The organism is Acinetobacter sp. SWBY1 (assembly GCF_002946595.1).
GTDB lineage: Bacteria > Pseudomonadota > Gammaproteobacteria > Pseudomonadales > Moraxellaceae > Acinetobacter > Acinetobacter towneri.
The window spans coordinates 2,370,024-2,396,850 of record NZ_CP026616.1 but is presented as its reverse complement, the minus strand read 5'-3'; the positions used below and the strand labels follow the sequence as shown (position 1 = coordinate 2,396,850).

16 protein-coding genes are annotated in these 26,827 nt (G+C 43.4%); 12 read left to right on the top strand and 4 right to left on the bottom strand.

Translation table 11 applies throughout. From position 1 onward, the window contains the following. Window positions 1-101: 101 nt before the first annotated feature. From recD to C3Y93_RS11480, 3 genes are all read right to left on the bottom strand, one after another. The gene (recD, locus tag C3Y93_RS11490; protein ID WP_416224614.1) at window positions 102-1,844 is read right to left on the bottom strand and encodes an exodeoxyribonuclease V subunit alpha; all 1,743 of its coding nucleotides are present in this window, start codon (window positions 1,842-1,844) and stop codon (window positions 102-104) included. A 109-nt stretch (window positions 1,845-1,953) separates the two neighbouring features. Then, complete coding sequence (locus C3Y93_RS11485; RefSeq protein ID WP_104853288.1) at window positions 1,954-5,673, bottom strand: UvrD-helicase domain-containing protein; 3,720 nt, start codon at window positions 5,671-5,673, stop codon at window positions 1,954-1,956. A gap of 44 nt (window positions 5,674-5,717) precedes the next feature. Next, the gene (locus tag C3Y93_RS11480; protein ID WP_104852967.1) at window positions 5,718-9,458 is read right to left on the bottom strand and encodes an exodeoxyribonuclease V subunit gamma; all 3,741 of its coding nucleotides are present in this window, start codon (window positions 9,456-9,458) and stop codon (window positions 5,718-5,720) included. Between the two features lie 236 nt (window positions 9,459-9,694). On the opposite strand from C3Y93_RS11480, the gene C3Y93_RS11475 reads away from it, so the two are divergent. Further along, on the top strand, window positions 9,695-10,204 hold the full coding sequence (locus tag C3Y93_RS11475) for a hypothetical protein (RefSeq protein WP_416224606.1): 510 nt from the start codon (window positions 9,695-9,697) through the stop codon (window positions 10,202-10,204). 65 nt (window positions 10,205-10,269) lie between these two features. Here C3Y93_RS11475 and C3Y93_RS11470 read toward each other — a convergent pair whose 3' ends face one another. Further along, window positions 10,270-11,688 (bottom strand): phosphate--AMP phosphotransferase, encoded by a 1,419-nt coding sequence (locus tag C3Y93_RS11470; RefSeq protein WP_104852966.1) that lies wholly within the window; start codon window positions 11,686-11,688, stop codon window positions 10,270-10,272. 246 nt (window positions 11,689-11,934) lie between these two features. Between C3Y93_RS11470 and C3Y93_RS11465 the strand changes: the two genes are divergently transcribed. The 11 genes from C3Y93_RS11465 to C3Y93_RS11415 all read left to right on the top strand — a co-directional run bounded on the left by C3Y93_RS11465 (window position 11,935) and on the right by C3Y93_RS11415 (window position 26,825). Then, the gene (locus C3Y93_RS11465; protein WP_104852965.1) at window positions 11,935-12,639 is read left to right on the top strand and encodes an FFLEELY motif protein; all 705 of its coding nucleotides are present in this window, start codon (window positions 11,935-11,937) and stop codon (window positions 12,637-12,639) included. Between the two features lie 168 nt (window positions 12,640-12,807). Then, window positions 12,808-13,752, top strand: coding sequence for a bifunctional demethylmenaquinone methyltransferase/2-methoxy-6-polyprenyl-1,4-benzoquinol methylase UbiE (gene ubiE, locus C3Y93_RS11460; RefSeq protein ID WP_104852964.1), 945 nt, complete (start codon window positions 12,808-12,810; stop codon window positions 13,750-13,752). An 11-nt stretch (window positions 13,753-13,763) separates the two neighbouring features. Beyond that, window positions 13,764-14,459 carry a ubiquinone biosynthesis accessory factor UbiJ gene (locus C3Y93_RS11455; RefSeq protein ID WP_104852963.1) on the top strand — a complete coding sequence of 232 codons (696 nt, stop codon included), beginning with the start codon at window positions 13,764-13,766 and terminating at the stop codon, window positions 14,457-14,459. Window positions 14,460-14,471: 12 nt separating this feature from the next. After that, window positions 14,472-16,091: an ABC1 kinase family protein gene (locus C3Y93_RS11450; protein WP_096901336.1), complete on the top strand. Its 1,620-nt coding sequence runs from the start codon at window positions 14,472-14,474 to the stop codon at window positions 16,089-16,091. A gap of 207 nt (window positions 16,092-16,298) precedes the next feature. Next, a complete protein-coding gene (locus C3Y93_RS11445; RefSeq protein ID WP_004975897.1) occupies window positions 16,299-17,378 on the top strand; it encodes a patatin-like phospholipase family protein in 1,080 nt (359 codons plus the stop codon). A 126-nt stretch (window positions 17,379-17,504) separates the two neighbouring features. After that, entirely contained in the window at window positions 17,505-18,287 is a 783-nt protein-coding gene (hisIE, locus tag C3Y93_RS11440) for a bifunctional phosphoribosyl-AMP cyclohydrolase/phosphoribosyl-ATP diphosphatase HisIE (RefSeq protein ID WP_004975893.1), read from the top strand. Between the two features lie 22 nt (window positions 18,288-18,309). Beyond that, complete coding sequence (locus C3Y93_RS11435) at window positions 18,310-19,812, top strand: UvrD-helicase domain-containing protein (RefSeq protein ID WP_004975892.1); 1,503 nt, start codon at window positions 18,310-18,312, stop codon at window positions 19,810-19,812. 16 nt (window positions 19,813-19,828) lie between these two features. After that, entirely contained in the window at window positions 19,829-21,202 is a 1,374-nt protein-coding gene (locus C3Y93_RS11430; protein WP_104852962.1) for an AAA family ATPase, read from the top strand. Window positions 21,203-21,809: 607 nt separating this feature from the next. Further along, window positions 21,810-24,647: a monovalent cation/H+ antiporter subunit A gene (locus tag C3Y93_RS11425; protein ID WP_104852961.1), complete on the top strand. Its 2,838-nt coding sequence runs from the start codon at window positions 21,810-21,812 to the stop codon at window positions 24,645-24,647. Between the two features lie 4 nt (window positions 24,648-24,651). Continuing rightward, window positions 24,652-25,017 (top strand): Na+/H+ antiporter subunit C, encoded by a 366-nt coding sequence (locus C3Y93_RS11420; protein WP_004975886.1) that lies wholly within the window; start codon window positions 24,652-24,654, stop codon window positions 25,015-25,017. Then, window positions 25,017-26,825 (top strand): monovalent cation/H+ antiporter subunit D, encoded by a 1,809-nt coding sequence (locus tag C3Y93_RS11415; protein WP_104852960.1) that lies wholly within the window; start codon window positions 25,017-25,019, stop codon window positions 26,823-26,825. The genes C3Y93_RS11420 and C3Y93_RS11415 overlap by 1 nt, the downstream gene beginning before the upstream one ends. The last annotated feature ends 2 nt before the right edge of the window (window positions 26,826-26,827 follow it).

Below are 26,827 nucleotides of genomic sequence, written 5' to 3'. Positions count from 1 at the left end.
TGTGAAGTCATCTTCTCAAAAAGATCTTGAAATCTCTATGCGCAAATTTCTCGAATCAATGTAAGCCATTTCGTACAAAACTGCTTCTTATTCAGTTTTTCTTAACAATCTAAAACGTCATTAATTCTGGCTAATAAACCACTGCTGCGGCGGGTACGAATCGTCAAGGCTTGCTGCAAAGCTTGCGCATCCACCAACAAACTTACAACTTTTTTAGCACGAGTAATGGCAGTGTAAATTAGCTCCTTGCTCAGCAAGTTTTTTGCCGAAGCATCTAACACCACAGCTGTATGCGTAAATTCAGAACCTTGCGATTTATGAATAGTAAGTGCAAATGCGGTTTCAATATTTTTAGGTAAGCGTGTTGCAGGCACCCACTTATTTAAACTTGGAAAATATACTTCAAACTGACGCTGATCATGCTGCTCTCGCATAAAACAGATGCCAATATCACCATTCGACAATCCCAGTTGATAATCGTTATAGGTCATCATGACGGGGCGTCCTGCATACCAATCGCCATGTTTGGTTTGTTTTAACTGTTGCAACAAGCGTTTTTCAATCTGCAAATTCAGTTGTTGCAAGCCCAAATGACCATGACGAATTGCGGTTAAAATACGGTAATCATCAAATACATTCACCACATTCTCAACATGCGCTTGAAATGCTGTACTGGATTGTTCCAAGCCTAAAGTATGTGCTTTTAATACCGCTACATAAGCCTGATAACCATACATCAGCTGATCATAATAATGTGCTAAATCTTCCGCTGAAATTTGCCCATTTTGCTGAGGTAAATATTGCAGTTGTAGGGCATCTATTTCGACTTGCTTAAATTGAATTGGCTTTAATTCGCCCGCTGCCACGACTTGCTGTTCAAACTCAGCCAAAACCTGTGCAGGAGAATGTTCTTGCTGAATAAACTTCGCCATTGCACCAATTTTTGCACCTTCGGCAAAACGGCGTGTAGTCACTAAATTGACACGGTTATTTGCCAACTCAGGCACTTGCTGTAAATCAGCCAATACCGTACCGACATCGACTGAAGCCAATTGATTAGCATCGCCCAACAGAATTAAACGCGCCTGCGCAGGAATAGCGGCCAATAACATCTGTGACAGGTTTAAATCCAGCATCGAAGCTTCATCGACCACAATCACGTCATAAGGTAGAGGTTGTTTAGCGTGAAAACGTGGCTTGCCTGTATTGCCCAGACCCAATAAACGATGCAACGTCACAGGTTGTAATTGACGCAAGGCATCGACATTAAACGCTTGTAAAGCTTGACTATTCAAAGCATTTTGCAAGGCTTCCTGCATCCGCTGTGCTGCCTTGCCTGTCGGTGCCGCCATCGCAATCCGAATATTTGGTAAAGCTTGATTGAGCACCGCAATAATATGCGCCAAAGTATAGGTTTTTCCTGTACCTGGCCCACCTGTGATAATGCTCAAACTTTGAGTTGCCGCAGTCTGTAACGCTTTTTGCTGCTGAGGATCTTGTAATAAATTAAGCTGTTCGGCTTGTAATTCAAAGGACAATGGCAGCTGCGCCTGAATCCGTAAAATATCGCTGGCGACCTGATGTTCCAGTTTCCAGTAGCGATACAAATACAAACGCTGCCCATCAAATACAAACGGTGCAATTTGTGGATCAGGATTTAAAGCGCTACGCTGCAAGTTCATGTGCAAATGTTGCAATGCCGCCACTTGTTCTGCGGTTGCAGGAATACAGCTATCCCCTTGCTGAATAGCATCGAGTACCTGTTGCATCAAAATTTGCGCTGAAGCATCAAAAGTGACATTGCTAAATGGCGGCTGACATAGGTAATCCATCCACGCCTGCATTGGCGTTTGAGCTGAATTTAAGTGAATATGCTTGTTTTCCACACAGTTATCCTCAAAGTTATCCACAGGATAAGCAATTGTTTTATTAAGTCGATAAGCTGACTTAGCGTTATTTTTTAAGTTCAAAGTAACCCAATATTTGATCTAGTTGCAGAATAAATTCCGCATCTGGCCGCCAATGACAAACCCCTTGCCCTGCTTGCCCCTGCATACCACGCAAATACAAATAACTGGCTCCACCCAAATGTTGCCGAATATCATAATCTTGCAAACGACTGCCCAAATAACGGTGCAACGCCACCAAATACAAGGCCGCTTGTAACCAATAACTCGATTGGGTCATGTTGTGTTCAAGGTTGGTTTTTTCATAATCGCGCTGATCGGCACCCAAATAATTACTCTTATAGTCGGCAATGTGATAACACTGCCCATCAAAATAAACCAAGTCAATTGAGCCTGTCAGATAACGCGCAGTAGCGGCTTCATTTAAATCTTGAATAGGATGTCCCGCATCTTCAAACAATTGCTGAATTGCTTGAATAAATAAGCGCTGATCTGCCAACGCCAAATAGAATGGAAACTCTGATAAATAATGTGCAGTAGATAAGGCGGAAAGCTGGAAAGTATCGTGCAAAGGAGTATTCAACACATCCTTCAGCCACTCGGTCATGTGCGCAAAAATATCTGGTTCCTGCACAGTCGCGCTGCCTTTGGCAGTGTCGAGTTTTGCCATCAAGTCTGCCAATAACACATCGGAATTAAACTCTTTGTCGTTATGAAAACGGCGTTTGACTTCTTCAAAAATGTCATCATGACTGGCTTGAAAGTCGATATATTCAAAGAGTTTATGTAAAAAACTCCCCGCTTGAGTACCACGCTGAAAATTAGCTTTGATCCATGCAATCGGTTGAGCCACCTGTACGATTTCCTGTTCCGTTTCGACAGGTTCCTGATTGATTTCGTCGGCAGCAGCAGCCTGCTCCTCGCTTGCCAATGCCAAAGTATCGCTACGCATGGCGGCAGGTAAATGTTGTGCCAAGCCACTAAAACTGGTTTTGGTTCGTGGATAAAAACGACGCTGCGGAAAATCTGCAGCTTCAATCTTAATTTCTTGCACTTGTTCAAGTTGTAATGCTGCCGCCAATTGTGTCAGAGGTGCTTCATCACAGCTCCATGCTGCTGCAATTTCTGCTGAACTTGGCGCTTGTAAACGCCAGACATTTAAACCAGCAGATTTTGGTGCAGCCTCTTTTTTACCTTCTTTTGCAGGCGTAGGCTGTTTTAGCATCGCATAGACCCTATAACTGGCACGGGTGAGTGCCACATACCAAAGCCGATTCAACTCTGCCAAACGGCGCTCACTGTGCTGCTGCGTTGCTGTGGCATCTATGTCTTTATGTTTAATAGCAATGACACGTTGCTCAATGCCTTGCTCTTCCTGCGTTGCAAACACCAAAGCAGACTTGTCAGATTTGGGGGACTGATCTACCGACATCAAAAACACGACTTTAAATTCTAAGCCTTTGGACTGGTGAATGCTCATCAGTTTCACGCCTGCCGCATTGGAAAGCTTTCGCTCAATTTCCCAGTCGCGTTTAGCAGGAGATTCGACTTGCTGTAAATACCAGTAATACAGCATATAAGCCCCTTGATGACGCTCACTTTGACGACTCAGTAATTCGGTTAAATGGCGTAAATTCACCACATGCCGTTCATTGTCAAAACTGCGTTTTGCCACCAAGTTTTCCCAAACTTTAAATAAGTTCAGGCAGTAATTCCATGCGGTTAAAAAGCCTTTATTCACCCACATTTCACGAATGCAATCGAAGTCATAAATAAACTGACCCAAACCTTGTTGCTCAAGCTCAATCAACTGTTGCAGGTTATAACCCAACAAACGTGTCAACAAGGCGCGTTTGACCTTGGCTTCATCATAAGGATGTAAAATTGCAGTTAAAATTGCTGCCACATCTTTGGCCAAAAAGCCTGTAAAAACACTGCGCTGGCTACTTCTATTGACCTGAACTCCAATTCGCTCAAGCTCATATTGGGCTTGATCAAGCTTTTGATGACTGGTCGATAAAATCGCAATATCATCGGCTTGTAAAGCGACTTTGCCTGAAGAGTGATCAAAATATAAATCGCCTGCAATGCCTTGATTTAATAACTCGCGAATTTTTCGTGCAATTTGAATGGACTCATCCTGATCATGTTCCACCGTTACCCAACGCAGCGGTGCGGGATTGGCCTGTTGCCGATCCATTAAAGCAGGATGAGGACGTGAACCTGCAATGACAGGTTCATAAATCACTTTCTCACCAAAAGCGGGTTGGCGTTGAAATAGCTCGTCCACCACACAGACCAACTCTTTCACTGAACGATGATTTTGTCTGAGTGAATAAATGCGACCTTGCTTTTTCAGCACGTCATCACGGGCATTGTTATAGGTCAGCATATCGCCACCGCGAAAACCATAAATCGCCTGCTTAGGATCGCCCACCATAATCATGCAACCGCGCGCATACCACTTCGGATTACGCCAAATTTGCGCCAGCATGTCGTCTTGATCTTGGTTGGTGTCCTGAAACTCATCCACCAAAATCAGTGGATAACGGGTATGCACAAACTGCGCAAAACGCTGCCCACGTTCGCCCTGCAACGCTTCGGCTAAGCTGCGAATTTGTTGGGCAAAAGTGGTTTCCCCTTTTTGCTGTAAAAGTTGCGGTAAACGCTGCTTGACGTGTTGTACCAAATAGAATTTTAAATTGGTCTCCACCAATTCAATTTGACGCTCAAAATTAAGTTTGGCATCCACCACTGCTTTGATTTTTCGGATCACAGGATGATCAAAAAAAGCATCTTGCACCTCTTGCGTACATGGTGCTTTCGCTTTGTTAAAAATTGATTTTCTGAGCTTACCGTCTTGGTTCAAATATAGTGCAAAGACCGCATTAAACAATGCGGCAAGATGTGAATTAAAATAATGTTCTAAAGGGCTGTGCTTAATTTTTTCAATCAGTTTTGGCAAAGTCACTGTAAATAGTGGCTGCAACCCCTTCTTATCACTCCCCGCGACATAATGGGAAAAATTAAAGCTATATTCACCATCATAATATTCTTTTAATTCTTCAATTTGCGTCATGGTGATACTGGCTAAATTCTGCAACGCCTCTGCTAAATCCTGAACCTCCAACTGTGCCTGATCTATGCCTTGAATCTCTGCCGATGCAAAATTTAAACTGGTATTGACCAAACCCTCATAATCGGCTGCCGATTTCAACCGCCCACATAACAGCATATAGTCCACAACATGCTGAGGCTGTGCCTGAATCCATTCACGCAGCACATCATGCACCAATTGTTCGGTATAGACCGATGCTTGGTCAGTAATATTGGCGCGCTCAATTTTGCCACTTTCAAAGGAAAATTCACGCAATAATTTTTGGCTAAAGCTATCTAATGTTCCTACAAATAGCTCATCCAGTTGCGCACTCACCAACTTCAAACGTGAACTGGCATAGTCCAGTTTTAAACGATATTTCTGCAAAATATGTTTGAGTAAAGGGTCTTGTAGTTGTGTAATTTTCTCTGCAAGGGCACGCTGATCTAAAGACTGGTTTAAACACTGATCGATATATTGTTGGGTTTCAAGCAAACGTGCACGAATACGACTTTTTAGCTCGGCTGCTGCGGCACGGGTAAATGTGGTCGCAATCACCTGATTAGGCAAATAATCTTTCAGGAAAATCCGCACCATCAAACTAGATAAAGTATAGGTTTTGCCTGTACCTGCCGATGCTTCAATCCAATGCAAGCCTTTAAATTGCATCTCTTGAATTGGGTCATAACAAATTGGGAATGGGCTAGATGAGTTCACGCAGATTCCCCTTGTTTTTGAAGATTTTTCGCAGATTCATAATTTTCAATGATGGGCTGATACAGTCGATGGCTATATTGCTGAAATGCCTCAATCAACAACGGTTCAGTTTCACTGTCTTGAAAAATAAATGACCAGTCTGGGTGATTTTTCTCACTTTCATCAATAAAGCTCCTCCTAGCACCGTCATGCCAATGTTTTACGAAGCTTTCCATATTCAAAACTTGATCGGACTGAGCTTCATCCCACTGAATTTCAAATTCTTTTTTATCTTTCATTTTTAAAACCAAAGCCGCAGGCAATAACACAGGATATTGCTGTGCGTGTTTCCAGAACTCAAACCACTGGGCTAAATACTCGTGTGCTTGCTGTGCATGGATATTGGCAAAATGAATCACCGCATCTTTACACACCACAATCCGCTCTAAATCTTGCTGTTCTGTGTTCTGATAAGCCACCCAGAACAGATATTCCAACCATACTTCGGCATATTTTTTTGGTCTGGCACTCGCTGCCACCACGCTACACCAAAGCTTTGTAGGCTGTTCAGGCACTTGAATACGGATATGCAAATGCGGATTCATTTTCCAAAGCTGTTGCGTTGTTGCGGTTGCCTCATCTGCAAACTGCTGCAGTATGTCACGTAAATATTGCTGTTCTTGCAGTCCCGTTTTAAACGTGGCATTTAAAGTTTTGCCCACAGGTAAAGTATCTTGCAACAAGCTTTCTGCATCTTGCGTGCCATGTTGGAGTAAAAAATCACGCACACTATATTTTTCCAAGCCATTTAAAATCAGTGGCTCATGGTTCATTGCAGCAGTGTCGGATTGTAAATTTTCGACTCCAATCGCTTTTAAATAGGCACGTGCAGGGAAACATACATCTCGAATCCATTGCATACTGTCGAGTACCACCACGTCTTGTGGCAATAATGGATATTCACCAAACCATGCTTCGCGTGGTGTGGTTTCTTGCTGCATTTGTTTGGCAACCCGATACCATTGATCTTTAAAGCGAACTTCACGGCTTTCGGCAAAACGCAGTTGATCAAAAGGTTGCAAACTATGTAAGTGATAAAGAGATTTCAATTGTGCGGGAATCTCGACACCATTCAAATTTAAGCGTGAATCGCTAGCTTCATCGGGATGTTTCACAATCAACTCCAAATGCTGCACAAATTCCTGCACCAGCACGGATGGATCGCGCACCTCGCCATCACTGACATCAAAACCGTTATAAAATAACCAAACACTGTCTTGCGCCAACAATAAACTATCTAAAAATGCCCCTTGATCATCCTCAATGCGTGAACGATCTCCGAGTTGTGGTTTTAATAATTGCATCAAATCAAAAGCCAATTGCTGGTCACGACTTGGGAACACGCCATTGTCCAAATTCAGCATCACAATCAGCTTATACGGCAGTGGACGAATTGCACCAATTTGGCTAAAGGTAATGGCGCCCGATGGACTGGCTTGTTCGAGTTGGGTTTCGAGCTGGGCTGAAATTTCTTGCAGAATATAATCCAGCGGTAAGCTTAAATGACGCAAATCTTGACCCGACTGCACATCAAAATAACTGGCTAAGGTCAGCATACGGTCATGTTTTTGCACCAAACTAAACACCGATGCCAACACATCTACCCCTGCATCCTGAAACTCACTCAGGTCTTGCATCAGTTGTTTAAGCCAATATTCCACCGTTTTGGCTTGCCCCAATTCATGCTGAATTAGCCAATCACGGCGCTGTGCAAAATCCTGATAAATTTGAACCAGTTTAAAAATCAATTCAAAATCGCTACTTTGCACATCGGCATAACTTAAAGTGTGCTGAACCACGCAATGCTCTGGCACTGCAACGCCCAAAGCCAAACGATCTAAAGCAAACTTTAAGCTGAACCGATAATCTTGATCATCTGCACTCAGGCTGCGTTTTAAATGCTCGGCATCTAAACCACGTTTAAAACCTGCATTGGCCAACAACTCATTCATGCGCTCAATATTGTTTAAATTCAAGGCATAACGCTGTTGTGTGGCAGCTAAACTCAACCAGTCACCAAACTCCTCAAAGCTAAAACGTCCTTGTACCAACGCTATACGCCCAACCACCGCACGCCAAGCATTGTGAATATCTAAAGAGCTGATACCTGCTATTTGAATAGGCAAATACACACTATCTTGACTGAGTTGATGCCCTAAAGTAGCTTGATTCTGCTGTGCTTTTTGTTGTCCTTTCTGATAGAGATCACGTTCACTTGGCGGTGCAGCAAATACGCTGCGAATTAAAGATTCTTGTTCTTTGAGTTTCGGACTCAACACCAAAATATCACTGGCTTGGCGGCTGTCATCTTGTCCTAGCCATGCAATTAAACGATCTTTAAGTACCTCAAGCTGACGTAAACTTGAATGACACACATGAATTTGCAATGACTCATCGGCAGGGTCTAAGTCATACGCTTGCGCGACTGGCTCAACCAAATTCAATACATCCGATTGAATTTTGCCAAGTAAATGTTGCGGCTCTTCTTCAGGGAAAAGATCATACCACTCGCCTTCATCACCACTCGACAACGCCGCCAATAAAGAAAAGTGATCACGTGCCTGTTTACCAAAGCGTGTCAGCAAGGGATGATGTGACTCGCGCATATCGGCATTAAATTCACCATTATATTTTTTGATATACGCAGCAATATCATCATCGCTTACAGTTTTATTTTGACTTTCCATCTCGCGAATAAAGCGACTTTTGATTCGCGCATCCATGTTTAATTTCCACTTAGGATCGACCATGTCTGCCCAATATTCTTGCGATGGGTTGTAATGCAGAATAAAAATATCCATATACTGCGCCAAACGGCGGATAAACAGCAACTGACTTGGCGGCAAATCCAATAAGGTAAAAATCACCAACTGTTTGGGTAATTTGTTAATACACGAATTTGGATTTTCAGGCTCGCCCAAAGCTTGCCAAAATTGCAGATCAATCTCCTGCATTTTTTCAAAATCTGCATGAAAAATATGCAACCACAACCAACTTTGCCATTGCTCTAATTCTTCGGCTTGCTCTTGAGTAAATGCGGCTATTTCCAATGCCGCTTGTTTTTCTTCTTCGCTCTCAAAGTTTTTAGGGATATAAATTTGCTGCTTTAAGTTCAGGCGTTTCTGCTGTCCCCAAACCGCTAACCAATTGCTTTGACATTGGCAGACACCCTCGCAGCCTTTTTGGCAAAAACCACGATAAACCATGTAATTGCTAAATAAACGTGAAACTTTATCTGCCACCCAATACAGCATGTTTTGCTTTTTGAGCTGCTTTTCTAAACCCTGTGACAATTGCTCTGCGCTGTCATAAATTCGCTGAATCAAACGATGTAAAGCATGCTCGGCAGGAAGTGGGTTTTGTTTGTGTTGTATCCACGGTTGTAAGTCATAAAACACACGCCATTGCATCACAATACGCGGAATATTTGCCTGACGCACCCGATCTTTATCGTCTAAAACTGCCTGATAAGCGGCCCATTGAAAGGCACGAATACGATGATGAAATTCAGTATTGGCACTAATGCCTTTTTGCTCGGCTATTTTTTCCGTCAGCCACTTTTCTACTGCCACTGAAGGCACAATAAAATGCTGGGTTTGTAGCACCTGAAGCGGATTCGATGTCGGTTGACGTATGGTTTTCAGCATTTCATTGACTAAAACTTCTATACGTTGGCTTTGTATGACATGAATCGCCATAAGGTATCCTTTAATTTATTTTGAATAAGAATGTATTAAATGTACTAGAAGGCCGTTGATCTATCATTTGCCTCAAGCACAACAAAAGAATAAAGATTATTGGCTATACACTTACAACGGTGTATGCCACTTTACAAGCATACTTTTATTGCCTACTTTATTCAAAAAGTGCTTTGAATAAAGTGGTTTAATTTACCAAACAGCATACGATTATCCGCCATTTTAAGGTTGTACTTATGATAAAAAGAGAGACAATTCCAGACAGTATTGATCCAAGCCTAGACTTGGAAATGATTCGTGCAGAATGCCTAAAACTGGTCAAAAAACGTGCCTATTTTTCTGCAGGTGCAGCCGTCATTCCTGTGCCGTTCTTAGACGTTGTCATTGATGTGGGCATCTTGTCGCAACTGATTCCAGAAATTAATGCACGTTTTGGCTTATCTCCTGAGGAAGTCAGCGTGTATGATCCTGAAACCCGAAAAGTCCACTGGAGCGAATTGCGTAAACGCGGTGTGGAATTTTCAGGCTTAGTCGTGGCGCGTACTGCAGTAAAAAAATCCCTGAATAATGTCGCAGCCAAGTACATCACCAAACAAGTCACCAAGTTTATTCCATTGGGTGGACAAATGGTGGCAGCAGGTTTGGGTTATTTTATTATGAAAAAAATTGCCGAAACGCATGTTGAAGAAAGCTATAAACTGGCAAAAAGCATTCAGCTTAAACAAGCCAAAGTTGTGAATGCTTAATTTTTAAACTAAACAGACTCAAATTCAGCTAACTTAACACGCAGTCTTTGCATCCTCGAGGCAGATTATTCTGCCTTGAGTTGTTTCAAGATGGTTCTTAAAATTTCCAAACGTGCTGCATTTTTATCATTACTCGGAATGATGTGCCACGGTGCATATTCGGTACTGGTACGTTGCAGCATATCTGCCGCTGCCACCAAATAATCATCCCAACGGCTACGGTTGCGCCAGTCTTCATCTGTAATTTTAAAACGCTTATGTGCGGTTTCCTGACGTGCTTTAAAACGCAGCTCCTGCTCATCTTTACTAATGGCTAACCAAAATTTGATGACGACAGTTTGATGATCATTTAAGTCTTTTTCAAAACGGTTGATTTCGTCATAAGAACGCTGCCATTCCAGTGGGCTAATCAAACCTTCTACACGTTCTACCAATACCCGACCATACCAAGAACGGTCAAAAATATTGATTTTTTCTTCAGGCAGAATTTTCGTCCAAAAACGCCACAAATAAGGACGACTGATTTCAAAGGCTTCAGGTGCACTAATGGTGTAAATTTCGTATTCACGCGGATCCAGTTTTTTTACAATCCGTTTAATCGCGCCGCCTTTGCCTGCTGCGTCCATTCCTTCAAAAACAATGCTGACATTACGGTTATCTAAACGCAGTGCATCTGCCACTTTTTTCGTGAGTTTCTTTAACTCTGCTTTATAGTCATCCTCATTGACTGATTCAGATACAGGATTAAGCAAAACTTCTGGAATTTCTGCAGCTTGCCAAGTGATGCCCGAACTGGTCGGATGCACAGGACAATGCTCTAAAGCACGTAAAATATGCTGTGCAAATTGTTGATCGCGGATGGTTTCATCTTCGCAATCAATCATAATCCAGTCATCGGTAAAGCGTTGGCGCAGCTTTTGCAAGCTGTCATATTGCTTTTTATTGCGCCAATCCAAGCCGTGCAATTTATGCCAATGCACTTCGCTCGGTTCCATATCATCTAGTCGTTTTTGTAGTGATTTCCACGATAAATCGAACCAGATTTTAATGACATCCACATGGTTATTTTTTAAGTCTTCTTCATAGGCACGCATTTTTTCGACATAGTTATCAAACATGGTGTCATCAATTTGTTTAGACACATGCATGGCTGTGCTTAATAAGTCACTATACCAATTGCCAAACATCACCATAATTTGACCTTCGGCAGGAATAAAACGTGCATAAGGCTGCCAAAGTGTCTGTTTGGGATTAAACGGGTGTGGCGCATCGGCTTTTACCCTTAAATAACGCGGATCGACCCATTCCCTAAGTTGTTTGACCGACTCTCCTTTCCCCGCCAATTCAATGCCGCTCACTAAAATCAGCAAACTTTTGGCATTTTTTTCACCTTTGGTATTTTTTAAAGCATATTGGGCTTCAATTAGCTCGACTGAAAGTTGTTCTTCTTCCATGAGTTTAAATTCAGTATGTGCTTGTGACATCATCTACCCTATTGTTGTGTTATTTAAGCTCTGCTGATCATTCGTCTATATTTACGATATTAGAATAAGCGACAGACTTTGATCAGTATACGAATATCGACCCATTTTTTAACAACTTTTCGCGTATTTTTGTAGATTAATCTCACACACTGACCTTTGCCGTTTGGAATTCTGTGTAATTTGTCATAGCGACGAGATCAAACTCACATTAAGATTTGCCCATTCAACTCAATAATGAGACACCCTATGTCTAAACTTGCTGCTTTAGATGAGCTGTTAGAACTGTATTATCAATTTAAATATCATAAAAATCCTATGCTTTTTGAACGCTTACAAGATGTTCAAGCATGGCAAAAACAGCGTATGCAACGCACCCATGCCACACAGTTTGCCGAAAAGCACAATGTCTTGATGGCTGAATATTTTTTAAACCGCTTATATGGCGGTCCAGATTTTGACGCTTTGGCAGGTCAAATTGCTCGCCTACTGAAATATGCACACAAAGCTGAAAAAATCATCCCTGAAAATGCAATAAAAACAGGGACTTCTGGGGTAAGTCTGGCGATTTTGGCAGTGCAGTTAGATGAACAAGTCGCGATACAATTGCTACAGGACTATCCTGAAAATATGCCTTTAAATGATGAGATGATGCGTCTGACTTATTTAAAGCTCGATCAGGGCGAAGCACGCTTAAAACAATTAAATATGTTGGATGAACTGGGTAAAAACCTAGATAAATATATGCGCTCTTTTGTGGTCTATACCGCTTTTAAAATGTGTAAAGGCGCGGCGCAAAAATACAGTTTTCAAATTATGTATGAGTTTATGCAAGATGGCTTTTTAGCCATGAAACCATTAAAGTCTGCAGAGAAATTTGTGAAGCAATTTACTACCACAGAACGGGAAATTATTGCCAAAGTACATGCAGGTGATTTACATCCATTTTCATAATCCCAATGTGTGAAATAACCAACACTTATTCAGCACACTTACGCTATCTTTGGTTTTTTCTGTATATTATTCATAACAATTGCATGATGATTACTGTACAAGTGCTTAGAATCTGTCATCATGCATACACTGCAGCCTTAAGCCTTTTTATCCTGAGGAGTGACTCCAATGTCGAATGAAAATCAAACGCCTACCGCTACTCCCGAGTCGGCACAACCAACAGACAAAGTGAGTCCATTCTTAACCGAAGCTCTACCACAAGGCGCTCCACAAGGTCAGCAACAATCTTTAGAACAAAAATTAACGGATACACCTGTTACGGGTTCAGTGCCAAAATATAATTTGCCGCGCGGTGCTAATACAGGCAATGTCGGTGCAACCACACACTTCGGCTATCAAACCGTTAGCAGTGAAGATAAAGCCCACAAAGTCGCTGAAGTCTTCCATTCGGTTGCAAGCAAATACGACATTATGAATGACTTAATGTCATTTGGTATTCACCGTTTATGGAAGCGTTTTGCAATTAATATGTCAGGCGTACGCCGTGGTCAGCGTGTACTGGACATTGCAGGCGGTACGGGTGACTTAGCCAAAGTCTTTAGCCGTGAAGTTGGCCCTACAGGTCATGTGGTACTGTCAGATATTAACGAATCTATGCTGAATGTTGGCCGTGACCGTCTAATTGATGCAGGCTGTACCAATGTCGATTTCGTGTTGGCGAATGCCGAAACTTTAGAACCATTTGAAGACAACAGCTTTGACTTACTGACTATTTCATTTGGTTTACGTAACGTGACCGATAAAGATGCAGCTTTGGCAGCGATGTACCGCGTACTCAAGCCGGGTGGTCGTTTATTGATTTTAGAATTTTCAAAACCAGTATTTGAACCGTTCTCAAAACTCTACGATTTATATTCATTCACAGCATTGCCATTGATGGGTAAAATTGTCGCAAACGACTCAGAAAGCTACAAATACTTGGCTGAATCTATTCGTATGCACCCAGATCAACGCACTTTAAAAGGCATGATGGAAAATGCCGGTTTCCAGAACTGTGACTACCACAATCTTACGGGTGGTATTGTGGCGGTTCACCGCGGCTTTAAACTTTAAGGTTTTATGCTATGTGGTCGATTCTGGCACTCGGTGCAGTTGAACGATTAATTCATCATATGATTGATCTGGATGCCATTACTCGCATTCAGATCAATGAATTGAAAGGCAAAATGTTGCGTGTGGTGATTGACTCTCCACAGCTCTCTGTCGATGTGTTTTTTGACGATGGCAAGGTTCGCCTGGAGCCGACGCCAACAGGACACACTGAAAGCGCATCCATCTTTGAACAACGCCCATTCGAGCAGCAGTCAAGCATGACTGAGCCAACGGCCACCTTGCATGTTAAAAATGTGGTTGAGCTGATCAAACTGCTATTGGCTGAAGATGTCGGTAATATCCCATTGCAAGGTGATTATCATCTTTTGCAAGATATACAGCGTATTATGCAGCAGGCTGAACCAGACTTGGCCGCACACTTGAGCCCGTGGATTGGCCCTGCTTTGGCGCATGAAATTGGCAAAATCCAGCTGGCACCGAAACATTTAAAACGTTCTTTAGAAAGTTATTTATTCTTTGCTGAAGATGCGTTAAAAGAAGATACTGGCTTATTTGCTCCACGCTGGCAAATGGATGATTTGCAGCAGGATACCCGAATTTTCAATCAAAATTTAGATCGTGCCGAAGCCAAAATTCAACAGCTACAAGCGCAACTTGATGCACAGCCAGATACCGCGTCTAACACCTTAAACTCCACTCAGCCCTAGGAATAAGTCTTTATGATTCCGCATGTTTCACGTTTACTCGAACTTTGGCGCATTGCCGCGCACTATAGACTCGATACGTTGTTTCCTGCGGAAGAACTACCAGAAAAAGCACGTCATGCGCTCAGTTTTATTCGCATGCACCCTGCCGCTTGGTCAAGTAAAGAACGTAAAAACCCGCTGAAGCTCAAAGAAGCTTTAGAGGAAATGGGACCATTGGCGATTAAGCTCGGGCAATTGCTGTCTACGCGTCGCGACCTGATTCCACCTGAGGTTTTACAGCAATTGGTGTTGCTACAAGACCGTGTCAAACCATTCGGTTCTGACGTGGCACAAATGCGAATTCAGCAATCGCTCAAGGCAGACATCAACACCCTGTTTGCCCGTTTTGATGAGCAACCTTTAGCAGCAGCCTCCATTGCGCAAGTCCATACCGCTGCCTTGCATGATGGTCGTGAAGTCGTCGTTAAAGTCACCCGTCCCGATATTCGCCAGCAAATTCTACAAGATTTTGAAATTCTGGAATGGCTCGGTGCAGCACTGGAAAAACGTCTGGAAGCGGCACGCGCTCTACATTTATCTGAAATTATTCAGGACTATCGTCAAATTATTCTCAACGAACTGGATTTGACCTTAGAAGCGGATAACACCCGCCGCATGCGTCACTACTTTACAGGCTCAAGCATGATGTACGTGCCTGAAGTCTATATGGACAGTAAAGATGTGATGGTGGCAGAGCGCATTACAGGTGTGCCAATTTCCGACACGGCAACCTTTGATCGTTTGGGGATGAATCGTGCCGATTTGGCAGAAAAAGGCCTCACGATTTTCTTTACCCAAGTGTTCCGTGACAACTTTTTCCATGCCGATATGCATCCTGGCAACGTCTTTGTGGAAACCATCAATCCGAATAATCCGCGTTTTATTGCGCTAGATTGTGCGATTATGGGCGAGCTGTCCAAGCATGACCAAATGACCGTAGCACGTATGTTGCTGGCGGTGATGAACAGCAACTTTATGCAGCTGATTCAAGTGGTGCACCAAGCAGGTTGGATTCCACCGGGCACAGATCAAGATGCTCTCGCCCGTGAAATGCGCCGTACTGTCGGGCCAATGGTGTCTAAACCGATGCACGAATTGGACTTTGCAGGCATTCTGATTCAGGTCATGGATATTGCACGTCGTTTCCATTTGGAAATTCCACCGCAATTGATGCTACTCCTGAAAACATTGGTGCATGTTGAAGGCTTGGGCACAGACTTATATCCAGAACTGGATATCTGGAAACTGGCAAAACCAATTTTAACGGATTGGATTAAAGCCAATATGAATCCAGTCAAAAATGTCAAAGAAATTGGGCAGCAAATTCCCGACCTGTTACTGGGTGCGCAAGACTTACCAAGTTTAATGATTGACAGTTTAAATGGTTTAAAAAACCAATCGGCTTGGCATTCCAAACAATTGCATGAATTACAAAGCATGCGTCTACAAATGGAACATCAGCAAAAACGCAGCTGGATTTTTGGCAGCATTATGGCCATTTTCCTCTCCATTGCGATTATTGCACCGTGGTATGTCTCTATTGTTTTAATCGCGTTGGCAAGTTTCTTGGCGATTTGGCGTATAGCCAAATAAAGCTACATTGCTTGATAACAAACTGATTAGACGATAAAAAAATTAGAAAGCCTGTTTTAAAGCAGGCTTTTTTATCACGCTGATTTTCTCTAACTCATCCTAAAAACTACCGCATGACTCATCAGTCACCAAGTGATGCCTCTCGCCATTGTTGTAAATATCACCACACCTACAATTAATGCACATTTGTAGCGTTATAGATCAAGCATGACTCAGATTTTGCATAAACGTGCCCCTGCACTCAATATTCGCGCAGGACATCTGGCACGCCAACTGATTGAACAAGAAGGCTTACATGCCCAACACGTCGATATTATTCCAGGTGCAGCAGGCGGCCCCAAAGGTATTGGCATTCAAGGCTTAGACCAAGCTATTTTTGGCGAGTTTTTTGCCCAAGCCCCAAAGCGTCGTACTGTGGTCGGTTCTTCAATTGGCAGTTGGCGCTTTGCCAGTATTTTGGCGTGGGGCGCAAAACAAGGCACTGAACGCCTGTCCGATTTATATACCAACTTGTATTTTCATAAAAAAATGTCGCGCCAAGAAGTCGCTGAGATTTGTCAAAATATGCTGTTTGAACTGATTCAGGGACAGCAACAACAACTGATTCAGCATCCTGACTATCACCTCACGGTCATTTCCGTCAAAGCTCAACATATTTTCCAAAGTGACCAAGCCTTGCCTTTGCTAGCATCTGTGGCTGGAATTATTGGCAGCAATGCCATTGCGCGCAAACACAACCGCTTATTTATGCAGCGTGTCATCAGCCAACCTGCGCAAGGTCAGCAGTTTATGGTAGAGGATGATTTTGTCACCCATTACCAAGCCCTGAATGAGCAGAATGTCGCACCGTGGCTGCTCGCCTCAGCGTCTATTCCCGGGGTGATGTCTGCTATTCGTGACATTCCTGATGCGCCCGTGGGCAGTTATCGGGATGGTGGCTTAATTGACTACCATCTAGATTTACCTTACCAAAGTCAGGGCATTGTGCTGTACCCACACTTTACCGACAGCATTACCCCTGGCTGGTTTGATAAAATGTTGAAGCATCGTAAAGCCAATCCTGAAAATCAGGCCCGGACACTCTTGCTATCACCTTCGGCAGAATATTTAAGCAGCTTGCCTTTAGGCCGTTTGCCCGATCGTAAAGACTTCACCTTAAAAGGTTTAGATCAGGCACAGCGCATTCGCTTATGGAAACAATCGGTGGCAGAAAGTCAGCGTTTGGGCGATGAATTTCTGGAAATGGTGGAAAAACAAAACTTCCCTCAATTTATGCAAACGCTTTGACAGTACAAATCTGGCAAGATAATTTAGGTAAATTGTCTTGAATCACGTACACTATAGGGACGATGCAAAATCGTGCGCTCAGAAAATAGCGTCCATACAATTTAAATTAATTTTGGTGAACAACTCATGAATAACTTGCAATGGCTCGATGAAGTAAAATTTAACGAACAAGGATTAGTGCCTGCCATTGCACAGCATCATCAAACAGGACGTGTGTTGATGGTGGCGTGGATGAACCGTGAAGCCTTGGCACTGACTGCCGAAAAAAATCAGGCGGTGTATTTTTCACGTTCACGCAATAAATTGTGGCACAAGGGTGAAGAATCTGGACACTTTCAAACTGTGCACGAGATTCGTCTAGACTGCGATGCCGATGTGATTATCCTGCAAATTGAACAACATGGTGGAATTGCTTGCCACACAGGGCGTGAATCTTGTTTCTATCGCAAACTCACCGCCAATGGTTGGGAAATTGTAGATGCACAGCTGAAAGACCCGAATCAAATTTATGGTGAACAAGCCGCCAATGCTCACACCTTAGCCATGAGCCAATCAAAAGCACAAGCTGAACAAGTTGAAGTTTTGGCTTATTTAGGGCAAATGATGAGCGAGCGCAAAACCGCTAATCCTGACTCATCTTATGTAGCCAAGCTATACCATAAAGGCTTGAATAAAATTTTGGAAAAAGTAGGTGAAGAAACCGTGGAAGCAATTATTGCCGCCAAAGATTTCAACACCGAAGCCAATGCCAACAACAAAAATGACCTGATTTATGAAGTGGCCGATTTATGGTTCCACAGCATTGTCATGTTGGGTTATTTCGATATTGAACCGCAAGTGGTACTGAATGAATTGGCTCGTCGTCAAGGTTTATCAGGCTTGGTTGAAAAAGCCAACCGTAGCCATTAACGTGAAAAGCTAACTCTGATCTGTGTCTGTAATCACCAAGCCTCGCCCGACCTATGAGCAAGCCACTGCTATAGATAATGCACGTTTGGGCAAATCTTTTAAAGTGATTGCCTATGCAGGCACAGGTAAAACCACGACTTTGCAAATGATCAGTGATGCCATGCCAGAACGGCGTGGCATGTACTTGGCATTTAACAAAGCCATTGCCGCAGAAGCACAAAGTAAATTTCATCGTCAGGTCGATTGTCGTACATTTCACTCGCTTGCATATCGCAGCGTTCCACGTGGAGTCACCGACAAATTACGCCTACCCCGTTTAAGTCCAAGTTTTATTGCCAAAGAGTATCGTTTAGAACCGATTACCCTTAGACGTATGATGGGCGGACGCTATGAAAAATATGTGTTGATGCCAAGTCGTTTAGCCAGTTTGGTGGCCAATGCCGTGAGTCATTTCTGCTCGACCAGTTCGCAATACCCTGCCCCACGACACTTACAAGCACCCAGTTGGTTGCATCCAGATGACATCGACACCTTACAAAAGCATCTTTATCCTGCGGTAGAACGACGCTGGTTGGAGTCAATTGACCCGAATCATCAGGCAGGCATTGGACACGATATTTATCTGAAACTTTGGGCCTTGTCTGAACCCAACATTCCTGCCGATTATGTGCTGTTTGACGAAGCTCAAGATGCCGACCCGCTCATGCTGGGCATTTTACTCAAGCAACGTAATACTCAAGTGATTTATGTGGGCGATGCGCATCAGCAAATCTATGCTTGGCGTGGTGCAATCAATGCCATGCAGCAATTACCTTTGCCTGAATCACGACTGACCACATCGTTCCGTTTTGGTGAAGAAATTGCCCTGACCGCCAATGCCATTTTAGGTGGGCTGAATGAAACCGTGCCACTCTTGGGCAATCCAGAATTACATTCCAAAGTGGTCAACAAACCCCATACCAAAATGCGTGATGCGATTTTATGCCGTACCAACGCCCGTGCCATGGAACTGCTACTGGCAGGTTTAGTGCATGGCGATAAAGTCAGTCTGCAAGCCGACCATGTGCGCTTAAACCGTTTTGTGGATGCTGCCGCGATGCTCAAACAAGGCAAACGTGTGACCGACGTTCCGGAACTGGCATGGTTTAACTCTTGGCATGATGTACATGAATATTGTGAAACCAACGATGGCAGCGACATTAAACCTTTGGTCAAACTGGTGGATGATCATGGTACTAATCCACTCAAACGGGCGTTGGCAAAAATCACCCCAATTGACCAAGCCGACTATATTATTTCGACAGCGCATAAAGCCAAAGGTTTAGAATGGAATCGGGTACATATTGAAGACGACTACCAATTTAAACTGAACGACAAAGAGCATAAAATTAGCGATGAAGAATTAAGATTACTGTACGTGGCATGCACACGTGCTAAAGTCAGTTTAAATATTCATCATATTTACGATTTGGTACAACAACTGAAAATAAAAATGCCGACATCGTTACGCAAAGCGGTGGGGTAATTGCAGCAGGTGCGCTATGAAAATTACATCGGTTCATTTCAGACACATCACCCATTTTGCAGACCTAAAACTCGAACTCAATTATCACGACCTGCCCATTACGCTTATTTTGGCAAACCAAAGCGCGGGTAAAACCTCGCTGTTACGATTTAGTTATCAAGCACTGACTTGGTTTGCCGCTCGCTATAAAGACTTACGCACTGCGGGTTTGGTGATGCAAGATCAAGATATTTTGTTCAACCGCTTGCAAGCTAAAATTGATGTTTGTGTGGAAATTCCAGCAGAAATAGGCAGTTTGGCAGAATCAAGCAACACGCAAATTGAAAGCACCCAACATTGTGACTGGCAATTATATAAAACCCTGAATAGTAGCGGCGTAGGAGTAAGCAAAGCAGAAACCGCCAAGCTTGAAAAAATGGTGCAGCTCTATCAACACGCCATTAAACATGACCCGATGCAAGGTCTACCGCTGATTGCCTACTACCCTGCAGAACGCTTCGTGAATGAAGTTAATTTACTCAATAAAAATAATCCGCTGATTTTACAACCTGGACATGCCTACGAAATTGCTGCGATTCCATTCACGACATTTACTCGTTTTTTTGAATGGTTGCGGGAAATTTCCGATATTGAAAATGCCCAAAGTGCGCAGCTTTTACACAAGCTATATCAGCAACAACAAAGCGAACTCGCACAAACCCTGAATCAGTCCTTATTGCATGCCTATACCCAAATGCATGCACCGAGTTTACAAGCACTGAAAGATGCCTTACAAATCGTGCTGCCTGAAATTGAAGACCTATATCTACAACATCTGCCTAAATTACAACTCATGGTGCGCTGTCAGGGCAAAGATATGCTGTATCAGCAATTGTCGAACAGTCAGCGCAACTGGATTGCTCTGGTAGGCGATATTGTACGTCGCCTCTGTTTGCTAAACCCAAACAGTTTGTATCCGTGTCGCGAGGGAGATGGTATTTTGTTGATTGACCAGATTGATCATCAGCTCGATCAACAACAGGCCGCACAAATACTGACCCGTTTACATCAAGCTTTTCCGCGCTTACAAATTATTGCCACAGGCAACCGCAGCGAACTTTTGGAACAAGCGGAACGCTTTCAATGTTTAAAACTGGAACATCAACAGCTGCATCCCATCGCATGGCAAAGTTTACAACCGCAGTTTGCAGAAATTTATGCTGATGTGCTAGAAACCACTCACACGACAGAAGACGTCAGCCTACAAGAACAAAATCCAACACAATTAGGCACGGCTGAAATTTTGCAGCAGATTCAAAACCATTTAACTGCCGAACAAAAACAGGAATTGCTGCAACGCTTACAGCAATTGGATAGTGAGCCAACACCTGATCAATTGCCTGAATCTTAATTGCCGAAGTCTTTCAAGGCATACTTGGGCAAAAAGCAAGGAAATACTTTATCCCGCATATAACAGACGGTATATAATGACTTTGCTGTATGCAAAAAAAATTGATGTTGTTTTATTCATGTAATAAAATCAGATTAATTTTGAACTTTTATAGTAAAATCCGATTTTGCTGTAGTTTTTAAAGTTGCGCAATACAACTTTTTTTATACCTTGAATAGTGTCTATTGACCTTTCAAACACGGTGAATGCTGTAAAAATGCAGCAGATGCAGATCAACTTCATCCATAGTTCAACTAGGTTGTAGATTGACGCATCTAAATATTTTTAACACAGCTTTAACCAAACCAAGCACAACCTTATTCGCTGCATCGTCAGCGAAAGATCAGCATATTTTTTGCTGCTTGAGCCGCCTAGCCATGTAAAATTATTTTTGCATGATCTTGTTTTGAGTTTAAGTTGCGACAATACGCTCATCAAAACAATAGACTACGTGTTTACTGACACGACTGATTGGCTTTCAAGATTGAATCTTTTGGATGGTGTGTTGCTGTCCTGTAATCCTTGGAAGATAAGATTCATCCTTTAGGTTTTCAACCTATTCACGACAATGGATATGAGTGTGCTACCGATTATTATATTGTTACCGTTAGTACTGGGCACAACCCTTGTCTCGTGGCTGAAACAATTTTCACGCGGGGTAACGGCTTTAGGGGCGATTGGCGTCAGTCTGAGCAGTCTTATTCTGCTCCTGACTCAAGCAAAAGCAGTCTTTAATGGCGAAACGATCATTCAAACATGGTCTTGGCTGCCACAGTTGGGGATTGATTTAAGCTTTCGTCTAGATGCGCTTGGTTTATTATTCTCCTTGCTGATCACGGGGATCGGCACACTCATTTTTATTTATGCCTATTATTATTTAAGTCCACAAAACTCGCTCAGTAAACTCTATGTTCTCCTCATGCTGTTTATGGCTGCCATGTTGGGAATTTCGCTCTCCAATAACCTGATTTTGTTGCTGACTTTTTGGGAACTGACCAGTATTTCCTCTTTCTTATTGGTGGGTTATTGGAGCAATTACGAGGCAGCACAACGCGGCTCACGTATGGCACTGACCATTACAGGCATGGGCGGACTCGCCATGCTCGGTGGTTTTGTGTTATTGGCGCAAATCACAGGCACCTATCAAATTGACCAAATCTTAATGATGACTGAACAAATTCAAAGTCATCATTTATTTGTACCAACTTTATTGCTGATTTTATTGGGTGCATTTACCAAAAGTGCGCAATTTCCGTTTCACTTCTGGCTACCCAATGCCATGGCTGCACCCACGCCTGTTTCTGCCTATCTACATTCGGCAACGATGGTCAAAGCAGGGATTTTCTTGCTGGCGCGCTTATTGCCAATTTTTGCAGGCGCAGCGTTATATCACAACCTAGTCACCTTTATTGGTCTATTTACCCTGTGTATGGCAGCATTCTTTGCCATTTTCAAAGAAGATTTAAAAGGCTTATTGGCGTATTCCACCATCAGTCATTTAGGTCTGATCATGTGCTTACTCGGCATTGGTTCACCGTTAGCAGTAGCTGCTGCAATTTTCCACATCATCAACCACGCCACCTTTAAAGCGGCCCTGTTTATGATTGCAGGAATTATCGACCACGAATCAGGCACACGTGATTTACGTAAACTTAGTGGCTTATGGCAACTATTACCCTTTACCGCCACCCTCACTATGATTACCGCGGCCTCTATGGCTGGCGTACCGTTGACCAACGGCTTTTTGTCCAAAGAAATGTTCTTCACTGAACTGGTAGCAAACTTATCTGGCCCTGTACTGTTGGTTTCTGCAATTGTTGCGACACTGGCGGGTATTTTTGCAGTGGCCTATTCAATACGTTTGGTACACGGCGTTTTCTTTGATGGTCCAATTGGTAAAGATGTCCCAAACAAAGAAGCTCACGAACCTCCGTTTGGCATGCGTGCACCCGCAACTTTATTGGCTGTTTTATGTATTTTAGTCGGCTTGATGCCTGCCTTATTGGTCGAGCATATTGTCAATAGCACGACTCGTGCCAGTACCCAACTGTCGCAGTTTGAAGGCACACATCTGGCAATTTGGCATGGCTTTAATCTTCCCCTGCTGATGAGTGTTATTGCACTGCTTGGCGGGATCATTTTCTATTTCTCGCTCGCCAAAGGTGGAAAAATCCGTGAAATTGACCTCGACCCACATTTAGGTCAATTCCAAGGCAAACTGCTGTTTGAATTATTCTTAAAACATTTGCTACAAGTTTCACGCAAAATCAAACGTAAAACCGAAAATGGTTCACTGCAAAGCTATTTGGTGTGGATCATTGCTTTTACGGTATTCATGGTCGCGCTACCATTATTCAATCAGGGATTAACAACTGGCACACGTGAACTCACACATGCGCCTATGATTGCCATTGTTTTATGGTTATTGCTGTTCTCTGCCTGTTGGATGATGCTGTGGTTCCACCATGAGCGCATCAAAGCTGTCTTAATCAGCGGTGCAGTTGGCTTGGTCGTCACCATGATGTTTGTCGGACTGTCTGCTCCCGACTTGGCACAAACTCAAATCACGGTTGATGTCGTCACCACTGTTTTATTGCTGATGAGTCTATCGCTGCTCCCACAATTGACCCCGTATGAATCTAGCCGTTCACGTCGTTGGCGAGATGCCTTCATTGCGATTGGTGGCGGCATTGGTATCGGCTGGATTGCGTGGCTGGTTATGACTCGCAACCACAATTCAATTTCATGGTTCTTTAATCAGCAATCCATTCCACTCGGTGGCGGAACCAACGTGGTCAACGTCATTTTGGTGGACTTCCGTGGTTTCGATACCTTTGGCGAAATTACCGTCTTGGGCATTGCCGCGATTGGTACGCTGTGTTTAATGGATGGTATGCGTGCTCACGGCACCATCATGACGCAGGGTTTAACTTATCGTTTTAATCCTTCACCGTTGATGTTACGTATTACCGCCTCATGGATTTTACCTATCGCCCTTGTGGTCAGTCTGTATATTTTCTTGCGCGGTCATAACTTACCAGGTGGTGGCTTTATTGCAGGCTTAATTACCGCAATGGCGCTGATTATCCAATACATTGCGCTTGGTCAAGACCAGACCGAACAAATGCTCAAAGCCAAATCTGGACGTTTATACGAAATTTGGATTGGTGTGGGTTTAAGTATTGCAGGTCTGACAGGACTTGCCGCATGGTTCTGGGGACGTCCATTCCTCACCAGTGCACATATTTATGTCAATCCTCCGATTATTGGTGAAATGCACCTCGCTTCGGCTGCCTTATTTGATGTAGGCGTGTATGTCACAGTGGTTGGCGCAGTAATGTTGATGATTTCTGTCTTGGGCGACTCACGTCACTCAGGCATGTCTGGCCCACTTCCAAAGGAGTAATGCAATGATTAGTATTGAGTTTTTAATTGCGTCTGCCATTGGAATGTTAGTCGCGACAGGAATCTATTTAATTTTACGTGCCCGTACCTTTCCTGTGGTTTTGGGCTTGGCGATGATTGGTTATGCCGTCAATATTTTCTTATTCAGCATGGGGCGTATTCAGCTCAATGCACCTGCAATTTTGACTGAAGCTTCAAAAGTCACCGACCCATTACCACAAGCCTTGGTATTAACCGCAATTGTGATTGGTTTTGCCACCACCGCATTTATTGTGCAATTGGCGCTGCGTAGCCGTTATGAAACAGGGACAGACCACGTCGATGCCAAAGAAGAACATCCACTGCTTGACCCACGTGAGGATGAGCCATAATGACTGATTTCCTCCAATTTTGGCTACAGCATTCACCTATTTTTAGCATCCTGATTCCAACCTTTACCGCATTTATTTTAGTGCTATTAGGCAATCCGGGCTTTGGTTCACTCTCACATGACTGGCGTCAGCCATGGCGTCGTGGCATTAGCTATCTTTCTGCCACACTCGGTTTAGTCACTGCAATTAGCTATTTAATTCAAGTCAGCAGTGGGCAAATTATTATTTATAATTTGAGCGAATGGGCCGCCCCGTTTGGCATTATTTTAGTGCTAGATCAACTGTCTGCCCTCATGTTGGTACTGACTTATTCACTTGCCTTGCCATTACTGTGGTTTTCCAGCAAAAAATGGGATGAACGTGGTCGCTATTTTCATACCATGGTGCATTTCCTACTCATGGGACTTTGCGGTGCATTCCTCACAGGCGACTTATTTAACCTGTTCGTATTTTTTGAAATCTTGTTGCTCGCCTCGTATGTGTTGTTATTGCACGGTCAAGGCAAAGCACGTTTTCAACTCGGGATTCATTACGTCACCATCAACCTGTTGGCCTCTGCCCTGTTCCTAATTGGTTTGGGGATGATTTACGGCAGTGTCGGCAGTTTAAACATGACCGATGTGGCGCGTCTGATTCCGCTACTCGATGCTGATGCACATAAAATTGCGGTGGCAGGTGGCTTACTGTTATTTGTGGTGTTTGGTATTAAAGCCGCCATGCTTCCTGTCGGTTTCTGGCTACCTAAAACCTATGCCGTGGCGACAACCCCTGTGGCAGCCTTATTCACTATCATGACCAAAGTCGGTGTGTATGCCATTTTGCGGGTCAATGGAACCGTATTTGATGATGCGCTGAGCCATAAAATCCTACAAGACTGGTTGCTGCCGATTGGTCTAATTACCTCACTGTATGGGGTCATTGGCGCAATTGGTGCAGAGCGCTTACGTCGTTTTGTCGGTTTTATGGTGCTGTCTTCGATTGGTACGATCCTGATCGCCATTTCGATGCTGAACACACAGGCATGGTCAGCCGCACTGTATTACTTAGTACACAGTACCTTAATTGCAGCGGCTTTCTATTTGCTGTGTGGCTGGATTACCTCACAACGTGGCGCATTTAAAGATCACTTCAATATTGCCCCGCAAATGAAGCAACACAAAGTACTGGCAATCACATACTTCATGATTGCCTTAATGATGGCAGGTTTGCCACCGTTTAGTGGCTTTTTGGGCAAGGTCTTTATTTTGCAAGCCACCGCCAATATGGCACATCAAGGCTGGATTATTGGCATTATTCTCTTGGTCAGCTTGCTGAGTATTATTGCATTCACCCGTGTCGGCTTTATTTTATTTTGGCGCGCGACCAAACCTGAAGATGATGCGCAAACTGAAGCCTATTATGAATATCAGGCACTACCTGCGATTGCACCGCCCCGTAATGACCGTGTCATTTATTTTCTCCTAACGGGTTTAGTGCTGTACGTGGTATTTGCCAATCCAATTCAACAATATATGCTGAATACTGCACAGCAGATTCAACATAATGCGGCCTATGAAGCACTGATTCTGAAAAAAGACCGTGCTGCAAATGTGATTAGCGTACAACCTTATGATCCATTGTACTTACCTGAAACCAAGTACGGTGGCGAAGCAATTGACACCAATGCACATTTAATTCCCTATGTGATTGATCCAAACACCTTGGAAGGCGAGCATATTTCTGACTATAAACAACGTCAGATTCAACAGCAAAATCGTGAGGAAGCACAGCAACCTAGCGATACTCAACTCAAACCTGCGGAGCCCTAAAC

Coding starts and splice junctions, on each gene's coding strand:
- recD (WP_416224614.1), bottom strand. CDS start 1,844: ATGCAGGCGTGGATGGATTACCTATGTCAGCCGCCATTTAGCAATGTC.
- C3Y93_RS11485 (WP_104853288.1), bottom strand. CDS start 5,673: ATGCAATTTAAAGGCTTGCATTGGATTGAAGCATCGGCAGGTACAGGC.
- C3Y93_RS11480 (WP_104852967.1), bottom strand. CDS start 9,458: ATGGCGATTCATGTCATACAAAGCCAACGTATAGAAGTTTTAGTCAAT.
- C3Y93_RS11475 (WP_416224606.1), top strand. CDS start 9,695: ATGATAAAAAGAGAGACAATTCCAGACAGTATTGATCCAAGCCTAGAC.
- C3Y93_RS11470 (WP_104852966.1), bottom strand. CDS start 11,688: ATGTCACAAGCACATACTGAATTTAAACTCATGGAAGAAGAACAACTT.
- C3Y93_RS11465 (WP_104852965.1), top strand. CDS start 11,935: ATGTCTAAACTTGCTGCTTTAGATGAGCTGTTAGAACTGTATTATCAA.
- ubiE (WP_104852964.1), top strand. CDS start 12,808: ATGTCGAATGAAAATCAAACGCCTACCGCTACTCCCGAGTCGGCACAA.
- C3Y93_RS11455 (WP_104852963.1), top strand. CDS start 13,764: ATGTGGTCGATTCTGGCACTCGGTGCAGTTGAACGATTAATTCATCAT.
- C3Y93_RS11450 (WP_096901336.1), top strand. CDS start 14,472: ATGATTCCGCATGTTTCACGTTTACTCGAACTTTGGCGCATTGCCGCG.
- C3Y93_RS11445 (WP_004975897.1), top strand. CDS start 16,299: ATGACTCAGATTTTGCATAAACGTGCCCCTGCACTCAATATTCGCGCA.
- hisIE (WP_004975893.1), top strand. CDS start 17,505: ATGAATAACTTGCAATGGCTCGATGAAGTAAAATTTAACGAACAAGGA.
- C3Y93_RS11430 (WP_104852962.1), top strand. CDS start 19,829: ATGAAAATTACATCGGTTCATTTCAGACACATCACCCATTTTGCAGAC.
- C3Y93_RS11425 (WP_104852961.1), top strand. CDS start 21,810: ATGGATATGAGTGTGCTACCGATTATTATATTGTTACCGTTAGTACTG.
- C3Y93_RS11420 (WP_004975886.1), top strand. CDS start 24,652: ATGATTAGTATTGAGTTTTTAATTGCGTCTGCCATTGGAATGTTAGTC.
- C3Y93_RS11415 (WP_104852960.1), top strand. CDS start 25,017: ATGACTGATTTCCTCCAATTTTGGCTACAGCATTCACCTATTTTTAGC.